This is a genomic window from Pseudoalteromonas shioyasakiensis (assembly GCA_013391845.1).
GTDB lineage: Bacteria > Pseudomonadota > Gammaproteobacteria > Enterobacterales > Alteromonadaceae > Pseudoalteromonas > Pseudoalteromonas apostichopi.
Genome location: CP058414.1, coordinates 322,445 through 346,082, shown reverse-complemented (window position 1 = coordinate 346,082; position 23,638 = coordinate 322,445). Strand labels below are relative to the sequence as shown.

Here is a 23,638-nt window from a genome sequence, read left to right as displayed (position 1 = left end):
CCTACTTAATTAATAGAGTTTTTAGTATTTAAAACCACGATGGAGGGCAACAATACCGCCAGTAAGATTTTGATAACTAGTTTGTTCAAAACCTGCATCTTCCATCATGCTTTTTAACGTTTCTTGATCTGGATGCATTCGGATAGATTCCGCAAGGTATTGATAAGACTCGCCATCATTCGCTACTAGCTCACCCATTTTAGGTAAGATATTAAATGAATAGAAGTCATAGGCTTTGCTCAGTATTTCTTGTTCCGGTTTAGAGAATTCAAGTACTAATAAGCGACCGCCAGGCTTCAGAATACGATACATTGAGCGTAGTGCTTTATCTTTATCGGTAACGTTACGAAGACCAAATGCGATAGTGATCAAGTCAAAGCTGTTATCAGGAAATGGCAATGCTTCTGCATTCATTTGTACATATTCAATATTGCCAACACGACCAAGGTTACGAAGTTTCTCGCGGCCAACTTTCAGCATTGAAGAGTTAATATCGCCTAAGATAACCTGACCCGTTTCACCAACTAATTGACTAAATTTAGCGGTTAAATCACCAGTACCGCCCGCAAGGTCTAATACATAGTGACCTTTACGAACACCTGAACTTGCAATAGTTTGGCGTTTCCATAAACGATGAATACCGAACGACATAAGATCATTCATTACGTCATACTTTGCAGCGACTGAGTGGAATACATCTGCAACCATTGATGCTTTTTCGTTTTCAGCAACGGTTTTATAGCCAAAATGCGTGGTCTTTTCTTGATTCTCGTTCATGATTAATCTCTATCGTGGCAATAAAGACTAGTGTACTTGATTGTGGCTGTGGGGTGCAATTTGATTATAACTAAATCATCAGATTAGCGTGGCTTTTCATGACTTAGCGCAGTGTTAAACTTTATTGACCGGCAATAAAACTACTTTGTCCAAGCGACTTGGCTTTAGCTGCAGCTAAAGAAGCTTTACGGGCTAAACTATTAAAGTCACCATCGCCTTCATGCTTGGCAATACCAAGGGCTAGGGTGATAGCAGGTAGTTTGGTGCCATTTTTTGAGCTTACAAAGCGTAGTTTTTCGACGCCATTTCGTACTTTTTCAGCTATTAAGTTGGCAGTTTCAGGCTCTATGTCAGCAAGTAAGATGGTAAATTCATCTTTACTTGTACGCCCTGGCAAACCACTTTCTTGTACGTATTTTTGCACTTGCTTTGCGACTTTATTTAAAATGACCTCACCAATGACATCACCATAGTTTTCAATAAAATGGTTCAGGTTCTCAATGTGGATAGAAATAGCACAAACTGCTTTATTTTGGCCGACCCAGAGTTGGGTTTGTTGATTTAAGTAATGGCGCTTGTATAAGCCAGTTTGTTGGTCGGTAATGTGTTGCTTACGTAACTGAGTGAGCTGTTTTTGGGTTTTTTCTTGTATTGATTTGGCTTTTGCTATTTCTTGCTTAAATTGGCGATGCTGGTTGAGCAGTACTTCAGATTGCTTACTGAGCATTTTTAATGCGTGACGCGTTTGTTCAATATTGTTTTCATCGATTGAATGCACACAGTCACTAACTTGATCAGCAAAGCGCACAATATTTTGCTCGTTATTGCTAGCATTACGCGAAAGGGTGTTAATGACTGAGTCAACGTTGCGAACAATGGCGGTTTTCATTTTATGGCCTTGTTCTATAAAATCGAAATACAGCTGTTCTACATAGACACAATCAATGGCTTTTCTTTGTGCAATGGCGCGGTCAATTGTGGCATTAAGCTTGGGGTTAGATTGGCTGACGTAGGTGTAAACAACTTGGTAGTTAAGTGGTGACGGCGGTAATGCATGGTGTTCTAAAAAGATACATACCTTTGTCATTTTTTCTTGAGCAATAGCCATGGGATCATGGAACATCATTTTTCAATACCACTAAATACGCATATCAACCAATTAATCATCTCTTCCGTAAAGTGTATTTGCTTCCAAGCATAAATACTGAGTCTACAGTAATCTGTAATCAGCCTATTTAAAAGCAAAATCGCTAATTTTGGAACTTAAATTTGTTCTGTTTGTGTCTATTAGCTGATTTTCTCAACAACTTTAACAAGTGTAATTAAAAATTGCTTAAAGCTTGCACATTGATGCTTCCCCAGTGATGCTAATTTGAGCGCATTTAAACTGAGCTTGGTCGCATTTGCTTGGGTTTTAGTCAGTGCTGCGCTACTTTAGCAATACTGATTAAAACTAAAAAGAATGCTATGAAACAAACACTGTCGCGAACTTTAAACCGTTCTGTTATTGCGGTTGCTTTAGCTTGTACTTTAAGCGCTTGCCAGGTAACAAATATTGATGCTGATCAGCAATTTACTCAAGTAGCCGAAAATATTGTTAATTACCGTCAAAGTATCAGTCCATATGGTAAAGAAAATGGCGTAGATGGTTATTTATTAGAAAACCTATCAGCAGAGTTTCTAGAGCAAAAATATAAGAAAAATACAGCGTTACTCGCCGATTTAGATGCTATAGACCGTGATAAATTATCTGAAGAAAACCGCATCAACCTAACTATTTTACGTGGTCAAGTGCAAAATAGTGTCGATGAATATGTGTTTAACACGCATTATATGCCACTAACGTCTGAGTATGGGTTTCATTCTAGCTTATCATTTATGATTTCAAGCTCTGACTACACAAAAGAACAAGATTACCAACTATATCTTGCTAAATTACAGCAAATTCCTCGCTATTTTTCGCAAAATATTGGTTGGATGCGCAAGGGTCTTGAGGTGGGGCTGACTCAACCTAAGGCTGTTTTAGAAGGGTATCAAGACTCAATTACTGCGTATATTGTTGATGATGCAACAGAGTCAGAATTCTACAAACCATTTTTAAAAAATACCGCAGGTATTAGTGACAGCGAATTTGCAGCATTGCAAAAGCAAGCGCAAACTATCATTAAAGAGCAGGTTATTCCGGCTTATCAAGGTTACTTAACTTTCTTTAATAATGAATATCAGCCAGGTGCACGAACAGACATTGGTATTTCTAGTACGCCAAACGGTAAAGCGTTTTACGAAAACCGTGCTAAATACTATACCACCACAGATATGACGCCAAAAGAAATCCACGAGCTGGGTTTACAAGAAGTGGCACGCATTCGTGCCGAAATGGAAAAAATTATTAAGAAAGTAGGTTTTGAAGGCTCATTTGCTGATTTTGTCCACTTTTTACGTACTGATCCGCAATTTTACGCAAAAACACCAAAAGAACTGCTAAAAGAAGCCTCTTACATCGCTAAGAAAATGGATGCTCAATTACCTAAGTTATTCCACACCTTACCAAGAATGCCTTATGGTGTTGCGCCAGTGCCAGCGAGTATTGCGCCTAAATATACAACTGGCCGTTACTCAGGTTCTCGTCGCGATGACCAAGCGGGTTATTATTGGGTTAATACCTATGCGTTAGACAAGCGTCCATTGTATGTTCTTGAAGCATTAACTTTGCACGAAGCTGTTCCGGGGCACCACTTGCAAATCTCACTTAATGCGGAACTTGAGTCACTGCCAAGTTATCGCCGTAATGCTTATTTATCGGCATTTGGTGAGGGTTGGGGCTTATATTCAGAGTTTTTAGGTATCGAAGCGGGTTTTTATCAAGACCCATACAGTGACTTTGGTCGTTTGACCTATGAAATGTGGCGTGCAGCTCGTTTAGTGGTTGATACAGGTATGCATATGTATGGCTGGAGCCGCGAGCGTGCGATGAAGTTTATGAGCGAAAATACCGCGCTTTCATTGCATAATGTGAAGACCGAAACCGACCGTTATATTTCATGGCCTGCACAAGCTTTGTCATACAAAATTGGTGAGTTAACAATTAAACGTTTACGCCACGAAGCTGAGCAAGCGCTTGGTCAAGATTTTGATATTCGCGAATTTCATCATCAAATATTACGTCATGGCTCAGTGCCAATGTCAGTACTTGAAGAGCAAATTCAACTTTATATTAAAGCTGAGTTAGCCAAACGAGCAGCATAGCGGCATAAAAGAAACGAAAAGGCGTGATTTAAATCACGCCTTTTTTGTTTATTGCACCTAATATAAACAACTTATATGATTTGATAGATGTCATTTCACAAAGGGGCCTTGGATGAGTGATTTTATAATTTTTAGTATCGATGTATTTGCCAGTTTATTTATTTTTGCATTAGGCATCGTTTTGCTAGTGATTGTGTGTTTTTACATTAGTGATGTAACGCAATCTAAACATGCTATTCGCCGTAACTACCCAGTGATTGGCCGCTTTCGTTACTTTTTTGAACGCCAGGGGGAATTTTTCCGTCAGTACTTCTTTGCTATGGATAGAGAAGAATTACCCTTTAACCGTGCAGAGCGGAGTTGGGTGTATCGTGCTGCGAAGAATGTTGACCGTACGACGGCCTTTGGTTCAACTCAGAGTCTTGAAGCGACAGGAACCGTAATGTTTATGAATTGCGCGTTTCCTACCTTAGATGAAGAGGCGCTCGATCCTAGTGAAGTCACTTTAGGACCTTATTGTCCTAAACCCTATACCACAAATGCATTATTTAATATTTCAGGCATGAGCTTTGGTGCACTATCTAAGCCGGCTGTTCGAGCACTATCTCGAGGTGCTAAATTAGCTGGCTGTTGGATGAACACAGGTGAAGGCGGGCTAAGCTCTTATCATCTTGAAGGTGGTGCTGATATCGTGTTTCAGATCGGCACGGCAAAATATGGTGTACGAGATGAGCACGGTAAATTAAGCACCGAAAAACTCAAAGCAATTGCTGATCACGAACAAGTTAAAATGTTCGAAATTAAAATGAGCCAAGGCGCAAAACCCGGTAAGGGAGGTATGTTGCCGGGACGTAAAGTGACTGCAGAAATCGCAAAAATTCGGGGGATTCCTGAAGGGCAAGACTCAATTAGTCCAAATGGTCATCCTGAGATTAAATCACCAGCTGACCTACTTGATATGGTCGCCATGGTGCGCAATACCACGGGCAAACCCACAGGTTTCAAAGCGGTGATTGGTGAATACACTTGGCTCGAAACCTTATTCAGTGAAATTAATAACTGTGGCATTGAATCAGCCCCAGATTTTATCACAATAGATAGTGCCGATGGTGGTACGGGCGCTGCCCCTCAGCCTTTGATGGATTCTGTGGGGTTGCCCCTGCGAGAAAGCTTACCTTTGGTTGTTGATTTATTGAAGAAACATGGGCTTAGAGAGCGAGTGAAAGTGATTGCCTCGGGTAAGTTGATTGTACCATCTAAAGTTGCTTGGGCATTGGCATTGGGCGCTGACTTTATTGTTTCAGCTCGTGGTCACATGTTTTCGCTTGGTTGTATTCAAGCATTGCAATGTAATAAAGATACCTGCCCAACCGGCATTACTACGCATAATGAACGCTTACAACGAGGCTTGGATGTAACAGACAAAGCCCAGCGTGTTGCTAACTATAATAAGTACATTCATTACGGCGCAGGGCTTATAGCCCATTCGTGTGGCGTATCAAGTGCCAGAGAGCTGGCTCGTCAGCATGTGCGGGTGGTACAAGAAAATGGCTTATCAGAACCGCTCGATAAAATGTATGAGCACTACAATAAATAATCTAGTTGGGTTGAATAATTAAAAGGCGCATTGAGCGCCTTTTTAAATTTTTGACTATTAGTTTAATAAACTGATTAACAAAGAAAAGAACTCGTCTTTATTATTACAGCTTGTGGCATTGAGCATCAGTTGCTCGCCGAGTACAAGTGTTTGTTGTTGTACTGCTAAACGCGCTTGTTCATCTTCAATTCCATCGATATCAGCAACATGGGCTAAACCAATAGTACGGCGAATAAGTTCAGCGCCACAGTAGCCAATCGCATCTCGCAGTACTTGTTGTAAGTAATCTTCGCTAAAAGCGCGATTTGCAAAGCTAATATCAGTTGCTTCGTTACTTGCCAGGTTTAGCCAATGTTGTTCAAATTGGCTATAACAGTCTTGTAAGCAAGTTAATAAATGGGTTTGGTATTGGCGGCGCTTTGCTTGCTCAGCGATACGCGCGTTTTGGGCGCAGTAATTTAGTAACAAATTACCCATAAATGAGCCGATATCAAAACCAACAGGACCAAAAAAGCCGAACTCTGGATCGATCATTTTGGTGGTATTGCTATCAACAAAAATACTGCCGCTATGCATATCACCATGTAATAAAGTTTGTGGGCAAGATAAGAATTTAGCTTTTAATTTTGCTGCTGCTAGTTTTAAAGCATCATTATTACGAATACTTTCGACGTGCTCATTAAGCTCAGCTGGGAAATTATTGCGCTCATGCTCAATGTACGGATCAGTAAAGAATAAGTCTTCTGTGATCTTACATAAATCAGGATTAATAAATTGACTGACTTTGGCTTTTTTATCTTCAGCAGATAAGTAAAAGTCTGAGTTATAAAAGCCTGTTCGGCTTAAATAGAGCGCAACATGACTTGCCAATAATGGAAATTGCTCTGCGTTGATTTGTGCGCCACGTAAAATTTGTAACTCACCTAAATCTTCTAATACAGTTAAAGCCAGTTCTACATTATGATGCAATATCGCCACTGTATGCTCTGGACATAACTGACCATGATTAATCAATACTTCGGCTTCAATGCGTGCGCGGTCCAAAGATAACGGCCATGACTCACCTACACAACGGGCGTAAGGAAGTGCTTGTTTTAAAATTACACTATTGTTGTGCTGATCAGCAACACGAAAAACTAAGTTTAAGTTTCCGTCGCCAAATTCGTATGCACTAAGCTTTGCATCATTAGTGAATACTGAAATTCGCTTACTTTCAATAAGTTCTTTAATGTAATCAACAGCATGCTCTGCAGTGAAGGCAGTATATTTAGCCATGGCTTAATCTCGTAATACAATTAACTTTAAGCATTCTATACCTGTAACCGTTTAGATGTCCATACATCTAACTTGTTAGTTCTCAAAACTGATGTAAAATAACGACTCATCTAAATTAGTTATCTGGATTTTGTATGCAAGATCTCATCGCGAGCAGTATTAAATATCAGCAAGGTACGCTAACCGTGCTTGATCAGTATTTGTTGCCACATCAACAGCATTGGCATGTATGTAACGATGTTGAAACGATGAAAGATTTGATTCTGACTTTGAAAATCCGGGGCGCACCTTTAATCGGCTTAGGTGCTAGCTTATTGGTTGCACATTTAGCTGAGCAGGGCATGAGTCAATCAGCACTTTCTACTGCCATTGATGAACTTGAAGCAACCCGCCCAACAGCGGTAAACCTTATGCACTGTATGGCCAAGTTACGTGCAGCGCTTGCAGAGACTAATTATGTTGCTGCTGTTGTCTCTACAGCTGAGCAGTTATTTAAAGAAGATATTGCCCTTTGCGATAGTATGGCTGAACGTGGTGCTGCCTTGGTTGATAAAGGCGACAACATTTTAACCCATTGTAATACAGGTGCGTTAGCGACTGCGGGTGTTGGCACTGCACTAGGCGTTATTTATAAAGCGCAGCAACGCTATGGTGATATTCATGTTTGGGTTGATGAAACACGACCGTTACTGCAAGGCGGTCGTTTAACTGCTTTTGAGCTCGAGCGTTGGCAAATTCCTTACACCTTGATTTGCGATAACATGGCGGCCAGTTTAATGGCTGCGGGCAAAGTCGATAAGATATTTGTGGGCGCAGATCGTATTGCTGCAAACGGAGATTTTGCCAATAAGGTAGGCACTTATAACCTCGCTGTGTTAGCGCATTTCCATAACATTCCATTTTATGTTGTAGCGCCACTCACGACACTTGATACGCAAACGATATGTGGTAATGACATTGAAATTGAGCAGCGCAGTGTAAATGAAGTGCGCGGTGTTAGTGGTAGTTTTGGTGAAGCAATGTGGGCACCGACTAATGCACAGGTTTATAACCCAGCGTTTGATGTAACACCTGCTAACTTAGTAACAGGTTGGGTGCTCGATACCGGGGTTTATAACCAAGCAGATATCGAGCAAGGTATTTTAAAGCAGTTAAAATAGCGGATTTATTCAGCGCTTTTTTTAGTGTAGAGCTCAATGCTATTTTGATTGTTGGCAGTTAAGAAGGTCACTGCCAGCTTGTCGTTTTTAGCATTAAGGCGCGATATATAGTGAGAAGGCTTCATTTGAAGTATTGACTCAACGCCCTGCATTTTGGCTAAATTAATGCTGAAAACTTCAGTATCAGTGGCGATATACAAGCTATGTAGGTTACTTGCCATCGACACAATAGAAGGCTTTAACTCAGTTAGTTTGTCTGGTGTAGTCAGCTCACTATAGGTATTGTTATCGCTGTCTAAAAGCAGGTATTTATCGTATTTAGAATGAACAATCAGCTGTGTATCGTCATACCATGCGATAGCTAGAGGTGTATCTATAGTACTTTTGATCACTTCATCGCTGTGGGTGTGAAGAATCATTATTTGATTTAGCTGATTGCTAAGATCGGTATATAGCACGGCAATCTTGTTACCTCTTATAGCTGCCAACTTGGTACTACCAGGAAGTGTCCAGTGCTTAATTTCTGAGAAATCAGCTGCATTTAATAATGTTAATTGCTGATTGGTTTTATTAAAGCTAACAAGTCGGCTACTGTCACTATTTACTGCAATTACTGAGCTATCTTCACCAATTTTGCCAGTTATATTGATGTATTGGTTTGCTTTTCTGAGCCAGTGTTGGTGTTCTGCAAACTCAAAGTCAGAGAAGTACACATCATTATTGGCTAATGCGACTAAGTCGTCTTCGTGCTTATTCGCTGTGGCGATGTAACTCATTGTTTTTGAATTAAGGTCAAATATTGCGGCATCTTTATCGTGAAGGTCAGTACTGATCAAAACACTTTCTTTGCTTAACGGGTAAGCATAGTTTGCTCGCTTTACTGGCGCTTTTATAGCGGGTTGTCGACTCATACTATCAAAAGAGAATGATTCAATAGTTGAGGTGCCGCGGCTATACCAAACAAGAGAGTTAGTTTGCTGATCATAAGTTGCAGCCCAAGCTCGGTAATCGTTCGTCGTTAAAAGTTTAAGTGAACTGCCATCTAAATTCGCCATGTATATTTCTACTTGGTCAACATTATGGCGCTCGAAGATGATGCGGATCGGGTTTTTAATAGTTGTTAAAATAAAGTCCCCAGTGCCAGTGATATTGGGTGTGCTAATGCGAATTTCTTCACCGGTTTTTAAATCTTGTGCATATAAAGCATATAAATGAGTTAAGCCACGGTAATTATTACGTCTTGAAATTGCGACATCACCCACTTCGATGTACTGACTTGGCTGAGAATTAAGTAAAGATTGGTTAATACGTGGTTTTATTAACGCTTCACTTGATAACAGGTTGCTTGCTTGCCAAGTGATACAATCGCTGTAGTCTTTGTTTTCACAGGAACCGTAAAATAATCGTTCTCCATCCTCAGACCAACCCTGTAAAAAGATATTGCCAGAGGCAATCACATATTCTTTTTTAGTGGTTAAGTCGACAACATAAAGGTACTTATTATCAGTATCATTTTGCAGTATGTAGGCTAATTTTGTTTTGTCTTGATTGAGCATTAAGCGATAGTGTGTGCCTTTATGCCATGAAATAGTTTCTGCTTGCAGGTCTAAATGAGGTACTTCACTTTGCTCTTCAATAGTGGCTTTAGGCTGTTGTAAGAACAACCAAATAGCAGCAAGCAATAAACTCAATACTAAGGCTGCAAAAGGCCACGGCCAGCGTGAAGTATGATCTTTTTGTGGACTAATGTTGGCTGTATTAACTTGAGTCTCAGCGTCTTTATCTACTGTTATTACATTTTCTGTTTTTAGCTGTTCTGTACTCACAGCGTGATCAAGAGACTTAACTTCAATAAATAAACTGTAACCTTTGCGGTAATGGGTTTTAATGGTTTGCCCAGGTTGCTTTTCTGACTTGAGTACTTTTCTTAGCTCTGAGATTGCACGGTTGATGGCATTGTCATCAACAAAGCTTTGTTGCCAAATGTTCTCAACTAATTCTTGGCGAGTAATAATGCGATCATTATGGGTAATGAAAAAGCATAATAGTTTATAAAGTAAAGGTTCTAGTTCGCGCGTATGAGTGCCATCGCTGATGGTTTGCTGCTGTGTGTTAAATTGCCACTCACCCACATAAATAACAGTATCGCGTAAGGGTGAAAATGCCGACCCCATGTTTAGTCCTTTAACTAATAATTAGTAATGATCTTGATGAGGGAGAATAATAACAGCTTTTGTTCTTTATTTGGGTTTTTTTGTTTTAATTTTGTAAATTAAAGGCTTTTTTTAGCAACATATAACCAAGCTTGGTTGCTACACTGAAATGTTTCTTCAATGCGCTGATAATCGTCAACTTCGTAAGCATCTGCCTGAGCAAGCTCTTGTTCGGTGATTAAGTAAATTGTGCCATTAACCGTATCACTTTGTTTGCCCGTTTTGATTAAAGCGGGGTGAAAACGCTGGCCACTACTTTTAAGAACTGCTTCGTCGGTGATCTCGACCTCGCCAATGATATACCCTGATAATGTCGCAGGAATACCTTCGAGCAAGCGCCCGAAGGTATCCAATTGAACTTGTCGGTACTGCAAGGTACCGTACGAAAATAGCTTTTCCATGTTAATCCAGCAGTGGGAAGTTGGTCGCAATGGTTGACTCAGTGCTTTTAGCGACCCAACCTTCGGTATTATTGAATAAGCGAATTGCTGTGAATTCAGGGTCGCTGCCCATATCAAACCAATGTGGTGTGAGTTCTGGTACTGAAATTAAGTCGCCTTGTTGGCAAAGCACTTGATACACCTTATCGCCTAAGTGTAAGCAAAATAAACCTTGGCCTTTTACAAAGAAACGTACTTCATCTTCGCTATGAGTATGTTCAAACAAAAATTTGCTGCGTAACTCGCTGGCATTTGGGTTACCTTTTGCAAGTGAAATAACATCGACTGTTTGATAGCCACCTTCAGCCTTAAGGCGTTCTATATCGTTAGCATAGGCAGTTAAAATAGCGTCATGACTGGTGTCTTGATCAATCTGTGCCGTTGCTTGCCATTGCTCAAAGCGAACGCCAACTGCATTAAGCTCTCTAGCAATAGCGCTTAAATCTTCACTATGAAACAGTATGTTATCTGCGTTTGTATCATTAAAAATAGTTAATTGACTCATACTAAAAGCTCCGCGCTGAATGCTGTGAAATCGTTAATATATGGGTGGATATCACTTGCTTCTTGGCCATCTCGAATAAGGTGAAGCGTTCGCAGACCTGCCGCTTTTGCAGCATCAAGCTCTGCTTCAACATCGCTTAAAAATAGCACCTCTTCAGCGTCAAAAGGCAGTTCAGCAATAATATTCTCATAAGAGCTTTGCTGTTGTTTTGCGCCTACTTTAGTATCGAAGTAACCACTGAATAAAGGTCTCACATCACCATAATCAGAAAACTCAAAAATCAGGTGCTGGGCTTTTACTGAGCCCGATGAGTAGACATATAAACTTTTGCCAGCCTGTTTTTGGGCTTGTAAAAAGTCATAAGCATCAGGGTAAAGGTGTCCAGTAAAATCACCATTTTCGTAGCCAGTTTGCCAAATTAATCCTTGTAATTGCTTAAGTGGAGTAATTTTTTGGTCCGTTTCTATCCAATGAATTAAATGCTTAATTACCGTCTCGATATCGGCATCAGGTTGTTCTATATGTGCTTTAACAGCCTCAATTTGGGCTGCTACTTCTGGGTCTGTTTGATGTGACTTTACAAACTCAGGTAACTGCCCAGCCGCGTATGGAAATAATACGTCCTTAACAAATGAGATTCGGGTAATCGTGCCTTCAATATCGGTTAAAATCGCTTTGATCATGGCTGAACTCCGGCTTGAATACCTTCTAGTTTTAAGCGCTCAAGTTCACAGCTAAATAGGAACTCTAAGCCTTCTAAATGACGAAGTACTTCTTTGATATTTCGACCTACCACATATAAACCATGGCCACGAATCAATACAGCATGCTCAATAGGGGTGTGAAGGTGATGATCACTAACAAGTAAGCTTAAACGGTCGATGTCTTGGTCATTATCAAAAATTGGAATACTTAGCGTATCTAAATGCGATTTAACACCACTTAGAGACTTTTGCATTTCGTAGCCATTTAAGTTGATAGTATGGCCCTTAATAACACGAGATAGCACGGTTGCTGCGACAGAATGAGTGTGCAAAACAAATTTAGCTGATGGGATTAGCTTATACATATTTAGATGTAGCTCAGTTTCTGCTGATGGATTACCAGAGCCTTTGGTGCGATTGCCTTCATGATCAAATTCGATAAATGCATGAGTGCCGAGTTGACCTTTATCGAAGCCACTTGCCGTGACAACATAACCGCTTGCAGTGCGGGCTGAAAAGTTACCACCAGTAGCAGGGACCCAGCCACGTTGGCTTACCCATTTACCAGCTTCAATTAGTTCTGAAATAGCGGTATTGTTGTGCATATATTCCTCGACATTCTAAAAGTTATTTAGACGGCTATACATCTGTTTTAAGCAATGATAGCATCGCTTTGGGCGCAAAACCATCTTTAAGGAACCTCTGTGTTTGAAAGTAAATTGCCGAATTTAGGCACTAGTATTTTTAGTCAAATGACAGCTCTGGCAAATCAGTACCAAGCTATTAATCTATCTCAGGGTTTTCCTGAGTTTGATGCACCTGATTTGTTAAAAAAACAACTCAATCACTATGTACTTGAAGGGGTAAATCAATATGCGCCTTCAAGTGGGGTTACAAAGCTACAACAGCAAATAGCTGCTCTGATTGCTAGAAAATACCATAACAACATAAACTACGAGCAACAAGTCACTGTCACTTCAGGGGCAACAGAAGCATTATTTGTAGCAATTCAAGCGCTTGTTAAAGAGGGTGATGAAGTTGTGGTGTTTGACCCCGCTTATGACTCGTACCAACCAGCAATTGAACTTGCTGGCGGTCGCTCAGTTCACGTTGCCTTGCGTGCGCCAGACTACAAAATCGATTGGCAAGCCGTATCCGATGTTATTACTGACAAAACACGCGTCATCATCATCAACACGCCACATAACCCAAGCGGTAAAATCTTTAAAACAGAAGATATTAATGCCCTTAAAGCGCTTGTTTCTAAGCATGATTTATATGTAATTAGTGATGAAGTGTATGAGCACATCACCTTTGATGGTGCTTTGCATTTAAGTGCGCTGAGCGATTCTGAGTTATTTGCACGTAGTTTTGTGATCTCAAGCTTTGGTAAAACTTTTCATAGCACTGGTTGGAAGATGGGTTATTGTGTTGCACCTGCCCAGTTAATGGTAGAGTTTCGTAAAATTCACCAATATGTGACCTTTTCAAGCTTTACGCCTGCCCAGCATGCACTAGCCGATATGCTCGAGTTAGAGCCAGAACATGTTGATGAACTAAGTTGTTTTTACCAACAAAAACGCGACTTGCTCAGCGAAGCACTAGCGCAAAGCCGTTTTAAAATATTACCAAGTGAAGGCACCTACTTTTTACTACTTGATTATAGTGAGGTGTCTGATCTTGATGATGTTGAGTTTTGCCAATGGCTGGTTGAGCAAGCGGGTGTTGCAGCTGTACCACTCAGTGTGTTTTATAACAGTGCTAGCAGCGATAAAGTGATTCGTTTATGTTTTGCTAAAAATGATGACACATTAAAACGTGCCGCGGAGATTTTATGTCAACTTTAACCTTAGCTTTAGTGCAGTCTTCACTACATTGGCTTGATAAAAGCGCTAACCTTGAGCACTTTACAGAGCAGCTTAACAGTTTTAGCGAGCAGGTTGATTTAATTGTCTTGCCAGAAACATTTGCCACGGGTTTTGCGATTAATCTAGATTGCAGCGAACCAGAACAAGGCGAGGTACTTAGCTGGTTAAAAGCCACTGCTAAGCAAAAAAATGCTGTGGTTGCAGGCTCTGTTTTAGTTGCAAAAGGCGACAAAAAGGCTAATCGCTTTTATTGGGTTTGGCCAAATGGCGAAGTGAAGTATTACGACAAACGCCATTTATTCTGTTTAGGTAACGAAGGCAATTTCGTCGCAGCAGGCGAGCAGCGCGAGATATTCGCTATCAATGATTTTCGTATTTTACCGCAAGTGTGTTACGACTTACGCTTTCCTGTATTTCAGCGTAATTGCAACGACTACGATGTGATGATCAACGTAGCGAATTGGCCAGCAGCTCGTCGCCATGTATGGGATACCCTTCTAAAAGCACGCGCAATGGAAAACCTGTGTTATGTCGTAGGTGTGAATCGCATTGGGGCTGATGGTAATGATGTTGCCCACAGCGGAGGCACTGCTGTATATGATTTTAAAGGTGACACCTTGGCTGCGCTTGAAGATGACCAATCGGGTATCATTATTCAGCGCTTAGAAAAATCACCGCTTGATGACTTTCGAAGAGCGTTTCCTGCTCACTTAGATGCCGATCAATTTCAGTTACTGTAATTGCTCGAAGCCGCATACTCAAAAATTTGTTAAACTCATGGTTGGATTATTTACTTTAAGCAATCATGAGTCGCAAAATCACCCCCGTTATTCTTGCTGGTGGCATAGGTTCTCGTTTATGGCCTTTATCGCGAAAAGCGATGCCTAAGCAGTTTTTATCTTTACTTAGCGAAAAGTCACTATTACAGAGCACGCTTTTACGAGTGGCTGACTCACGATTTAATGCCCCATTTCTAGTGTGCAATGAAGAGCATCGTTTTATTGCGAAAACGCAAATAGCAGAAATCACTAATAGCTATACGTTACTGCTCGAGCCTGAAGGTAAAAATACCGCGCCAGCGATTGCGTTAGCAGCTGAATTTGCATTGCAAAATGGCCTAACCGATCCCTTATTGGTGATGCCAGCTGATCACCACATAAGTGATTTTGATAAGCTTATTGCATGCTTAAATAAGGCTATAGCGCTTTGTCAGCAACAACAATTAGTGACTTTTGCAATTACACCTACTGAGCCACATACCGGCTATGGTTATATTCGCCAAGGTGAGCAGTTAGCCCAGGAAGGCTGCTTTAAGGTGGCTGAATTCAAAGAAAAACCAGCCCTGCAATTAGCTAAAAAATACCTTGCCAGTGGTGAGTATGGCTGGAATAGCGGCATGTTCTTATTTCTGCCAGAAGTGTATTTAAACGAGCTTAATCGCTTTGCGCCAAAGATTGCACAAAGTGTCGCAAAAGCAGCTAGCTTTACTGAAGACTTAGGGTTTCAAAGGCCTGTTGCGGATGCGCTCACAGCATGTCCAAGTGATTCTATTGATTATGCTATTTTGGAGCGTAGTGCTAACGTTGCAGTTATTCCTGTTGATTTAACTTGGAGTGATGTTGGCGGCTTTTCAGCATTATCGAGAATCGCTGAAAAAGACCATCATGGTAACTATCTGGGCTCGCAAGGGGTGAGTTTAGATAGTGAAAATAATCTACTTATAAGTGAAGCAGATCACACCATTGCGGCGCTCGGCGTCAGTAATAAAGCAATTATACATACTCATGATGCCACCTTAGTGGCAGACAAAAGCTCGCTCGATAAGCTTCCTGATTTACTTAAACAGCTTGCTGTAGTTGATAGTGATAAATTGACTCACCATCAAGCCGTATTTAGACCTTGGGGAAACTATCGAACTTTAATTGAAAGTACTGGTTTTAAGGTAAAGAAAATAATCGTCAACAGTGGCGCAAAGCTCTCAACTCAACGCCACCAGCATCGTGCGGAGCATTGGGTTGTAGTATCTGGTGTCGCAAGTGTACGAGTTGGCGATGAAGAATTTGAATTAACAGCCGATCAATCTTGTTATATTGCCGCTAAACAATTACATAGCCTCGCTAATCAACAAGCCACACCTCTGATCGTTATTGAAGTACAAACTGGTGCAATACTTGATGAAAGCGACATCGAGCGATTTGATGATAGGTATGGGAGAGGCTAGCTGAAAGCTATAAGTTTTAAGCAGATCGAGAGAATTGCTTTTTGATAGAGATAGCTTGGCTATCGTGAATTGGAGTATATCTTTTTACCGCTTATGTTTTTACCTTCAGCTTGGCCTGTATCTCAAACTTTCAATATTGATGATGGTCTATCGCAAAGTGTCATGTTTGATATTCTGCAAGTTCTTCAAGGCCTCATGTGGTTTTAATCACAGGCAGGTTTAAACCGTTTGATGGTTATGAGTTTACTGTATCCACAGTATCTATTCTTCGGCACTCGATAACGAGTCGCAGTTATTTTATTGGTACTTAAATAGTGGCGTTAAGTTGCTAGCATTACATAATGATCAATTTTCAGAGCCTATTTTTATTACAACTTTGCTTAAAAGGTTGAAAAGTTTATGTTACAACGACACTAACAATACTCTTTAGTTACAAACATGACTGAACTTTACCATTGGTTTGATTTATTCGGCGTAGCCGTGTTTGCTGTCTCAGGAACGCTACTGGCGTACAACAAAAAAATGGATGGCTTTGGGGTTGTTGTGTTAGCCACAGTCACTGCTATTGGCGGTGGTACAGTACGCGACGTTATTTTAGATGTTCCTGTATTTTGGCTGCATGATCAAAGCTATTTTTGGGCTATTTTATTGTCTGTATTTGTCACCACTCGTTTAATCAATAAGCAGCGCTCGATTTCACTTAATGCGCTACAAGTTGCAGATGCATTTGGTTTGGCATTTTTTGCGGTGATGGGCACACAAAAAGCCATGCTCGCAGGTATGCCAGACACTACGGCGATTATTATGGGTGTAATAACAGCCTGTTTTGGTGGCGTTATCCGTGATGTGCTTGCTGGAAATATGCCGATGCTGTTAAAAGGTGAGCTCTATGCTATTGCTTGTATTGCTGGTGGCATCGTTTATACATTAAGTATCTCGCTTGGTTTAGTAACCGAAGTAGCCATGATTTTAGCAATGCTAATGACCTTATCGCTTCGTTTAGCGGCAATGAAGTGGCAACTTACACTTCACGTTTTTAAATATCCCGACTAAGCTTAGTATTAAGGATTAATGATAGGGACATCATGGATTGTGTCTTTAGCTAGAATATTTTCACGTGCACAAGTAGGTGTGCAAGCCCCTGAAGTAATTGTTGAAGTACACCTAGGAAATGGCTTGCCAGCTTTTCATATCGTTGGCTTGCCAGAGGCATCAGTCAAAGAGTCGAAAGACAGAGTGCGTAGTGCTCTCGAAAACTCACAGTTTGGTTTTCCTGACCAACGTATAACCGTCAACCTTGCGCCTGCCGATTTGCCTAAAGAGGGTGGTCGTTTTGATCTGGCTATTGCTGTGGGTATTTTAGTCGCCTCTGGGCAAATAAACTGCCCTGATATACATCGATATGAGTTTTACGGAGAGTTGGCTTTAAATGGTGAAGTAAGAGGGGTTAATGCTATTTTGCCATCGGTATTGGGAGCAAAAGAGCTGGGCCGCTGTTGTTTCTTACCCGCGGAAAACGATAACCTCGCAAGCCTAGTGTCGGGCGTTTCTCGAAAAGCCGTTTACTCCTTACAAGATGTCTGGAATGACTTATTAAATCAGCAACCTTTACCACTTAATATTAGCTATCCAGAACAGCAGTCGCAGCGTGATTCACTACTCGATTTAAGCGATGTGAAAGGCCAGCCTGGCGCAAAAAGAGTGCTCGAAATTGCTGCCGCTGGTGGCCATAATTTGCTGTTTCTTGGTCCTCCAGGTACTGGTAAATCAATGCTTGCCCAGCGCATGCCAACGATTATGCCAACTATGTCCGATGATGAAGCAATTAGTACTGCCGCGTTATATTCTATTATTGGTCAATCGGTTGATTTATCTAATTGGCGTGAACGCCCCTTCAGAAACCCTCATCATACTTGCTCTGCAGTTGCCCTAGTCGGTGGTTCTTCGAACCCTAAGCCGGGTGAAATCTCCCTTGCTCATAATGGCGTACTGTTTTTAGACACGCTAAACAATTAAGCTATACCCATTACTTCTTTACATTATAAATATAGACATAAATCAGATGGTACTCTACGCTAATTTTATTATTGATTTGTAGAGTTATTGATTTGGCTATTCTCGAAAGAATAAATTATCAACCAATGGTTTTTAACTCATTACATCGAGTAGGTAATGACAGCTTTTTTCCTAACGATGCTTTGAAATCGATAAAATCATTTCCTCATATTTTTTTTTCAAATGGTGAACCTTGGCGTGAAGCAAATCGATATGCTTTTTACCGTTACCATGACTTACAGAAAGATTTGAAGACTATTAATCGGGAAATGACGCATCTAGTTAGATATGCGGATTGGCTAGAAAATACAGGTGTTCATTGGTTACATTTTCCTAAAAAAAAGAGAGAGCGTTGTTTGTTTAGGTATAAGGGGTACTTGCTTGAATTAAGAAATAGTGGATTGCTAGCCCCTTCAACAACATCACAGAACATGAACTCTGTAATAGCTTTTTATAGATGGGCTTCTGTTCATGGATATGCGAGTGAACGACCATCTTTATTTGATGATGAAATTAAGGTTATTTCATTTTTCGACAAAGTAGGGTTTAAAAGAACGATGGGCGTTCTTTCTTCAGAGCTTTCAATTCCAAATAGAATGCGTACTGGCAATCATTTAGAGGATGGTTTAACTCCAATTAGTCAAGTTAATACAGAGATTTTAATGAATCACTTATCTGAGCACAGAAACTATGAATTGTATCTGATGGCAAAGGTTGCTCTTCAAACTGGTTGCCGCCATGAGACAGTTACAACACTCAATTTAGATGCGCTTAAAAGTGCATACCCAGATCAAATGATTACAGGCACCATGAGAGTAAAGGTGGGGCCTGGTACTGGAGTAAAGACTAAATTCGATGTTTCTGGTGAAGTTTACTTTTCAAGGTCTCTTATAGATGAGTTAATCAATTACTTCTATTCTGCTGAAGCCATCTTGAGGCGCTCTAAAGCTAACGAGAAAATGCAGAGAAATATCTTTTTAACTTCGCGAGGCAATAGATATACAACTGAGACTTTTGGAACACTGATATTCAGATTAAAGGAAGAGCTTATTAAAAAAGGTCACTCTCAGTTTGGACGTTTTAAATTTCATCAACTAAGAGCTACCTTCGGAACCATGCTGATGCGTGAACTCCTTAAAATCCAAAGTATGTCCAATCTGAATGCAATAGAGATTGTTCAAGAAGCTTTGCTACATAAAGATGCTAGTACCACTTGGAAATATATAAAATTCATTGAAAAGGAGCCTATTGAAGAGCAGTTATTTGACGCTTTATGGTCAATGTTTACAGGCTCCAAAACGGATTCAAATCTCATAATTGATAGCTTTACCAATGGTGAGATGTTCGATGCGACATAAGCTTCCTAATTTAACAGTTAGTCATCCTAGAATTGATAATCCAAATTCAATGGTGTGGGATCTAACTGCTTTGGTATATGAGGGAGGAACTAATGTTTTTATTCAAAATAAGAGTCATTTGGAACGGTTAAGATACCTCTGGATTAAACATAATCAAATTGAAATTGTCCAATCGATAAAAGAACATGCTGAGGGGTGTATTGAGGTTGGTTTTTCCCCACGTACTGTTGCTACTTCAATTAGAAATATTAAATCCATGTTTACCTACTTAGATAAAGAGGGCTGTAAATTTGATTGTTTGGAAAATATGCGCCACGCACTTTTTGAATATAGTGAACATCTATTATCAAAGGCTAACCTAAAGCAAATCAAACATCGAAGTGCCTATCAAAGCTTTCTTTCGATATCACGTTTTTTAAATGCAGCTTTTGAAGATCTTGCATTTTTTATGGAGCAAACGAGATTAAAATCGTACAGGCCGAGACTTACAGTATTGGGGCGAAGTGCTGAAAAATTATTACTGAGCAATGCGAGTCAATTAGCCAAGTTCTGTTTTGAAATTACGCAGTCTGTTCAAGCGGTTACCTTGTCATCAGGGCAACTACCTATCGTTTTAGATATCAATTCGCAGAAGATCAACTTAACAGCTTCTAGGCGGCACGCAATCAAGGTAGACAGTGACTTTACTAAAACCCAAGCTCTAGTGGCTTTCAATTACAGAGTAGCGTCCGAGGTTTTTATATTCTTAGGGATGACAATGCAAAATCAGTCTCCTACTTATAGCCTAAAACGAACTAAGTTTGATTATAAGCCTTTAGGGGATAGTTATGAGGTTAGAGAGTACAAGAGTCGTAGAGGTGGAGAAGTGTTGTTTAAAATACCTAAACAATACAAACCTAGCTTTGAGTCATACTTATCATTTATAGATGAGGTTGCCCCTGAGTCGTGTTGGGTGTTTCCTTTTTTTAAAAAAAGTGAGGGCTTCCGAAAAAGAAATGAAATCAATACTAATAGGTTTAAAGAATTGTGCATCCGATATGGTGTTCCTTGGGTGCCACCAAGCACCTTTAGAAAGGTTGGCCTAAATATCTTATTGAGATTTGCATCAGATTCACAAACCGCAGCTGATTTTGGTAATCATTCTTTGGCAACCTTTAGAGGAAATTATGAATTTCCTTCGCAACAAAGGGCGATGATTGAAGTTGGACGGTTTTGGGATGAAAACGATCCTCTGGCGCTTGAACAGCCCACTGTGTCGCTTTTCAACTCTCCATGTAATGGTAAACCAGAACTAATAGAGGGTGCTACAAATAGGCTACCACACCCAGATTGTGTTACTCCGACAGGCTGCATAGGTTGTAAACATTATAGAGATGATGATTCCTTTGATTATGTTTGGAATCTACATAGCTTTAAATATTTAAAAATTATCGAGTCATCTTCTTATAGAACGAAAGAAGGGAAGCCCTCAAATATTGTAATCGATTGGGTTAATCTAAAAATAAATTGGTTCAATAATGAAAGTCTAGAAAGGAAAGAGTGGGTAGTTGAATCTCAGATGAGAGTTGAGGAAGGAGACTATCATCCAATATGGGCTCGAAAGATAGAAAAATACGAGGGCTGAGTTCTTGCTATATTTAACTGAGAACCTAAAATTTAAAGGTCAGGTAGAGTTTGTAACACAGACATCACCTTGTTACCAATCACCTAATTATCCACCAAAAGAGGACTTTGTACTGTCTATCAATCAAGAAGGTCAGATAGTTTCTCGGTATGGGGATGATGTTTGGGATTTCACATCGTTCGGCGGAGATACTAAATATAAGTTTTATGAATACGATGAAACAAACAAAAAATTGTTCAAGCAATTGATGTATTACATTATCTACAGTCATTTATTCCCTGGTAAATATCGAAGCTTGAATGCTTATTACATTCCCCTTAGTGCTGTGTTTAGATCTTGTTCATCAGCCAACGTTATCGCTAGTGAGTTACATCGATACCCAAAAGTTATAGAGGGGTTTGCTAAGCAATATGCTCAAAAATCACCATCGCTAGTTAATAGTGCGGTTTGTTACTTTAATAAAATATTAAAAAATCGAGAGCAGATAGGCTTCACTCTTTTAGATGACGCAGGTATAGCACTATATAAACAGTTTGATCCTAAACATCAGTCTGGACAAAATGCCTATATTCCTAATCGGATCTGGCTGAAGTTTGTCCAGAATTTGGATGAGATACTGAATAACTTTGAGTTATATAAAGATGAGTTAAGTAATTTATATAACTACCTTGCAGGTACAGTAAAAAGCAATCTAAATAAAGTGACTTCTCACTACGAAGCAAGCCCATTCAATAAACATTCTTCCTCCAATAAAGAGCGCTATAACGGGTCGTTTGAAGACTACCTAAACGAGCATGGCTTGATGGAATTATTTGAAAAGTATGTCAGTCGTCCTGCATTGAATAATGGCAGTACCTATAATATCGACCAATTTTCATGCTTATTAAACAGTATAGTGATTAGTTGCTACTTATATGTATTGTATTATTCAATTATGAGAAAGGAAGAGGCTTTATCATTACGGGTGGGGTGCTTTGTTCTTGATAGAGATGAGCGACTAGGTGATTACTGCTTATTAGTAGGCGAAACAACGAAAACTGATCCTGATAATGATGCTCGTTGGGTTGTACCAAAGCGGTTAGAGCGTGTTATCAGTGTTGCTGAAACTTTAGTTGGTTGGAAGTTGCGCCATGTTACAACATCAGACTTTTCTGCACCTCTTTTTCAAAACATGGCGGTATGGCAAGCAAGTCACCGAACCTCAAAGACAAGAAAAATAGGTGATTATTCCTCTGTTACTGCAAAGGCTGAGAAAGTTTTTAAACCCCAATTATTCAAAATTACACAAGAAGATTATTCTGAAGCGCTTGCGCTAACTCCTTCTTTAGCTAAACAGGAATGGTTTAAAGTTGGTCAAAGTTGGAAGTTTAATTTTCATCAATTCAGAAGAACACTTGCGGTCCATTTCGCCTTGAATAAAGTGTCAGCATCATCGGTTCAACAGCAAATGAAGCATGGGACTCGTGAGCAGCAGTTTCATTACCAAAACAATGCAGGTCGTTTAAGGTTAAATCAGAATGCAGAGCGGGAGGTGGTAAATGAATATTACGCTGAAATGGCGCGTAATATTACGAGCGTAGTGCAAGGTGAGTTAATTGCTCCTCACAGTAAGTCACCTGTTAAGCCAGAGGTTATTCACTTTATAAAAGATGGTGATAGGAAAAAACTATTAAAAGCTCAAAAAAATGGAGCTATTGTTTGTCGTAGTAATATTATTGGATTTTGCCTGAAACAGGGGGTATGTGAATTTGGCGGCTTTGACTCCATTGTGAATTGTGCAGGTGGTAATGAAAGTAAAATGTGTCCTGATTTAATTATCGACGGAGATAGAGAGCAAGAGTTCAAAGATGATAAAGCGCATTACCAAGAGCAAATTTCTAAATTAGTGGAAGGTTCTCCACGATATGAATCCTTAAAAAAGGAGGTTGAAGCTTATGATAGTGTGCTTGAGATAATTAAAAGAGAAAGGAGCATTGAGTGAGTAAAGCAGAAGCGTTGTTTAGAGAGGCGTTTGAGCGCCTTAAAGCTAATAAACCTATTAATGTTGAGGTAGGCACTAAGGTTAGCCAAAACAATGTTGCAAAAGAAGCAGGGAAGCATCCTACAGCGCTTAAGAAAGCTCGCTTCCCTGTTCTGGTTCTTGAGATACAGGATTACTTAAAGCAACAGGAGATTGATTCAGACGTCATCAATAAAAAAAAGCGACTTAGAAAGCAAAGAAGTCTTGAGGTTCGTTTATCAGATTGTATAAGAGAAAGAGATAAACTAGCTTCAATATGTGAAGCACAAAACAACGTTATTGAACAATTGAAAGATGAGATTAGTGACCTTAAAAGTGGTAAAATCAAACCTATTCAAATAAAGTCGTTAAGATGAAATGATTCTATTAAGGCTAATTAGATATCAGCCTACCAAAATATGAAGTTTAACCAGAGCTGACAACTTTGTCTGCTTCTAGAAATACATTCAAATCAATTCCTAATGGGGAAACTCTTCGCTTTAACACTTCTAATGGTGAAAGTCCGTAAAGGTTTTCTAGCCTGCTTGTAGTATTTGATCAAAATACAAATTCAGGTGTATTCATTATAATCGTAA

At 39.9% G+C, this 23,638-nt stretch carries 19 protein-coding genes and 1 pseudogene; 12 read left to right on the top strand and 8 right to left on the bottom strand.

Translation table 11 applies throughout. From position 1 onward, the window contains the following. Nucleotides 1-21: 21 nt before the first annotated feature. Nucleotides 22-777 carry a bifunctional demethylmenaquinone methyltransferase/2-methoxy-6-polyprenyl-1,4-benzoquinol methylase UbiE gene (ubiE, locus tag HYD28_01615; GenBank protein ID QLE07775.1) on the bottom strand — a complete coding sequence of 252 codons (756 nt, stop codon included), beginning with the start codon at nt 775-777 and terminating at the stop codon, nt 22-24. 121 nt (nt 778-898) lie between these two features. Beyond that, complete coding sequence (locus tag HYD28_01610) at nt 899-1,885, bottom strand: GGDEF domain-containing protein (GenBank protein ID QLE10457.1); 987 nt, start codon at nt 1,883-1,885, stop codon at nt 899-901. A 359-nt stretch (nt 1,886-2,244) separates the two neighbouring features. Here HYD28_01610 and HYD28_01605 point away from each other — a divergent pair, with 359 nt between their 5' ends. Then, nucleotides 2,245-4,023, top strand: coding sequence for a DUF885 domain-containing protein (locus HYD28_01605; protein QLE07774.1), 1,779 nt, complete (start codon nt 2,245-2,247; stop codon nt 4,021-4,023). Nucleotides 4,024-4,135: 112 nt separating this feature from the next. Next, nucleotides 4,136-5,620: an FMN-binding glutamate synthase family protein gene (locus HYD28_01600; GenBank protein ID QLE07773.1), complete on the top strand. Its 1,485-nt coding sequence runs from the start codon at nt 4,136-4,138 to the stop codon at nt 5,618-5,620. A 57-nt stretch (nt 5,621-5,677) separates the two neighbouring features. Here the strand turns inward: HYD28_01600 and mtnK are convergent, their stop codons facing one another. After that, complete coding sequence (gene mtnK, locus HYD28_01595; GenBank protein QLE07772.1) at nt 5,678-6,895, bottom strand: S-methyl-5-thioribose kinase; 1,218 nt, start codon at nt 6,893-6,895, stop codon at nt 5,678-5,680. Between the two features lie 134 nt (nt 6,896-7,029). Here mtnK and mtnA point away from each other — a divergent pair, with 134 nt between their 5' ends. After that, entirely contained in the window at nt 7,030-8,055 is a 1,026-nt protein-coding gene (mtnA, locus tag HYD28_01590; protein QLE07771.1) for an S-methyl-5-thioribose-1-phosphate isomerase, read from the top strand. Nucleotides 8,056-8,060: 5 nt separating this feature from the next. On the opposite strand, the gene HYD28_01585 is transcribed toward mtnA, so the two are convergent. The 5 genes from HYD28_01585 to HYD28_01565 form a co-directional block, all read right to left on the bottom strand. Next, nucleotides 8,061-10,229 carry a winged helix-turn-helix domain-containing protein gene (locus HYD28_01585; GenBank protein QLE07770.1) on the bottom strand — a complete coding sequence of 723 codons (2,169 nt, stop codon included), beginning with the start codon at nt 10,227-10,229 and terminating at the stop codon, nt 8,061-8,063. Nucleotides 10,230-10,327: 98 nt separating this feature from the next. Then, on the bottom strand, nt 10,328-10,669 hold the full coding sequence (locus HYD28_01580) for a gamma-glutamylcyclotransferase (GenBank protein QLE07769.1): 342 nt from the start codon (nt 10,667-10,669) through the stop codon (nt 10,328-10,330). A gap of 1 nt (nt 10,670) precedes the next feature. After that, nucleotides 10,671-11,213, bottom strand: coding sequence for an acireductone dioxygenase (locus HYD28_01575; protein ID QLE07768.1), 543 nt, complete (start codon nt 11,211-11,213; stop codon nt 10,671-10,673). After that, on the bottom strand, nt 11,210-11,896 hold the full coding sequence (gene mtnC, locus HYD28_01570; protein QLE07767.1) for an acireductone synthase: 687 nt from the start codon (nt 11,894-11,896) through the stop codon (nt 11,210-11,212). The genes HYD28_01575 and mtnC overlap by 4 nt, the downstream gene beginning before the upstream one ends. Next, nucleotides 11,893-12,522 (bottom strand): methylthioribulose 1-phosphate dehydratase, encoded by a 630-nt coding sequence (locus HYD28_01565; protein QLE07766.1) that lies wholly within the window; start codon nt 12,520-12,522, stop codon nt 11,893-11,895. The genes mtnC and HYD28_01565 overlap by 4 nt, the downstream gene beginning before the upstream one ends. 99 nt (nt 12,523-12,621) lie before the next feature. Between HYD28_01565 and HYD28_01560 the strand changes: the two genes are divergently transcribed. The 9 genes and pseudogenes from HYD28_01560 to HYD28_01520 all read left to right on the top strand — a co-directional run bounded on the left by HYD28_01560 (nt 12,622) and on the right by HYD28_01520 (nt 23,419). After that, entirely contained in the window at nt 12,622-13,764 is a 1,143-nt protein-coding gene (locus HYD28_01560) for an aminotransferase class I/II-fold pyridoxal phosphate-dependent enzyme (protein ID QLE07765.1), read from the top strand. Continuing rightward, on the top strand, nt 13,752-14,525 hold the full coding sequence (locus HYD28_01555; protein QLE07764.1) for an amidohydrolase: 774 nt from the start codon (nt 13,752-13,754) through the stop codon (nt 14,523-14,525). The genes HYD28_01560 and HYD28_01555 overlap by 13 nt, the downstream gene beginning before the upstream one ends. A 65-nt stretch (nt 14,526-14,590) precedes the next feature. Next, nucleotides 14,591-16,006: a mannose-1-phosphate guanylyltransferase/mannose-6-phosphate isomerase gene (locus tag HYD28_01550; protein ID QLE07763.1), complete on the top strand. Its 1,416-nt coding sequence runs from the start codon at nt 14,591-14,593 to the stop codon at nt 16,004-16,006. 438 nt (nt 16,007-16,444) lie between these two features. Next, nucleotides 16,445-17,059, top strand: coding sequence for a trimeric intracellular cation channel family protein (locus HYD28_01545; GenBank protein ID QLE07762.1), 615 nt, complete (start codon nt 16,445-16,447; stop codon nt 17,057-17,059). Between the two features lie 39 nt (nt 17,060-17,098). Further along, nucleotides 17,099-18,007, top strand: a pseudogene (locus HYD28_01540) (YifB family Mg chelatase-like AAA ATPase). 107 nt (nt 18,008-18,114) lie between these two features. Then, nucleotides 18,115-19,419: a site-specific integrase gene (locus tag HYD28_01535; GenBank protein QLE07761.1), complete on the top strand. Its 1,305-nt coding sequence runs from the start codon at nt 18,115-18,117 to the stop codon at nt 19,417-19,419. Then, nucleotides 19,409-21,043: a hypothetical protein gene (locus tag HYD28_01530; protein QLE07760.1), complete on the top strand. Its 1,635-nt coding sequence runs from the start codon at nt 19,409-19,411 to the stop codon at nt 21,041-21,043. Before HYD28_01535 ends, HYD28_01530 begins: the two co-directional genes overlap by 11 nt. A 4-nt stretch (nt 21,044-21,047) precedes the next feature. Continuing rightward, nucleotides 21,048-23,024 carry a hypothetical protein gene (locus tag HYD28_01525; protein ID QLE07759.1) on the top strand — a complete coding sequence of 659 codons (1,977 nt, stop codon included), beginning with the start codon at nt 21,048-21,050 and terminating at the stop codon, nt 23,022-23,024. Further along, nucleotides 23,021-23,419 carry a hypothetical protein gene (locus HYD28_01520; protein ID QLE07758.1) on the top strand — a complete coding sequence of 133 codons (399 nt, stop codon included), beginning with the start codon at nt 23,021-23,023 and terminating at the stop codon, nt 23,417-23,419. The genes HYD28_01525 and HYD28_01520 overlap by 4 nt, the downstream gene beginning before the upstream one ends. Nucleotides 23,420-23,638: the final 219 nt, after the last annotated feature.

What these genes read in the sequence shown, in the direction of transcription:
- ubiE (QLE07775.1), bottom strand. Translation starts at nt 777, where the DNA reads ATGAACGAGAATCAAGAAAAGACCACGCATTTTGGCTATAAAACCGTT.
- HYD28_01610 (QLE10457.1), bottom strand. Translation starts at nt 1,885, where the DNA reads ATGGCTATTGCTCAAGAAAAAATGACAAAGGTATGTATCTTTTTAGAA.
- HYD28_01605 (QLE07774.1), top strand. Translation starts at nt 2,245, where the DNA reads ATGAAACAAACACTGTCGCGAACTTTAAACCGTTCTGTTATTGCGGTT.
- HYD28_01600 (QLE07773.1), top strand. Translation starts at nt 4,136, where the DNA reads ATGAGTGATTTTATAATTTTTAGTATCGATGTATTTGCCAGTTTATTT.
- mtnK (QLE07772.1), bottom strand. Translation starts at nt 6,895, where the DNA reads ATGGCTAAATATACTGCCTTCACTGCAGAGCATGCTGTTGATTACATT.
- mtnA (QLE07771.1), top strand. Translation starts at nt 7,030, where the DNA reads ATGCAAGATCTCATCGCGAGCAGTATTAAATATCAGCAAGGTACGCTA.
- HYD28_01585 (QLE07770.1), bottom strand. Translation starts at nt 10,229, where the DNA reads ATGGGGTCGGCATTTTCACCCTTACGCGATACTGTTATTTATGTGGGT.
- HYD28_01580 (QLE07769.1), bottom strand. Translation starts at nt 10,669, where the DNA reads ATGGAAAAGCTATTTTCGTACGGTACCTTGCAGTACCGACAAGTTCAA.
- HYD28_01575 (QLE07768.1), bottom strand. Translation starts at nt 11,213, where the DNA reads ATGAGTCAATTAACTATTTTTAATGATACAAACGCAGATAACATACTG.
- mtnC (QLE07767.1), bottom strand. Translation starts at nt 11,896, where the DNA reads ATGATCAAAGCGATTTTAACCGATATTGAAGGCACGATTACCCGAATC.
- HYD28_01565 (QLE07766.1), bottom strand. Translation starts at nt 12,522, where the DNA reads ATGCACAACAATACCGCTATTTCAGAACTAATTGAAGCTGGTAAATGG.
- HYD28_01555 (QLE07764.1), top strand. Translation starts at nt 13,752, where the DNA reads ATGTCAACTTTAACCTTAGCTTTAGTGCAGTCTTCACTACATTGGCTT.
- HYD28_01550 (QLE07763.1), top strand. Translation starts at nt 14,591, where the DNA reads ATGAGTCGCAAAATCACCCCCGTTATTCTTGCTGGTGGCATAGGTTCT.
- HYD28_01545 (QLE07762.1), top strand. Translation starts at nt 16,445, where the DNA reads ATGACTGAACTTTACCATTGGTTTGATTTATTCGGCGTAGCCGTGTTT.
- HYD28_01530 (QLE07760.1), top strand. Translation starts at nt 19,409, where the DNA reads ATGCGACATAAGCTTCCTAATTTAACAGTTAGTCATCCTAGAATTGAT.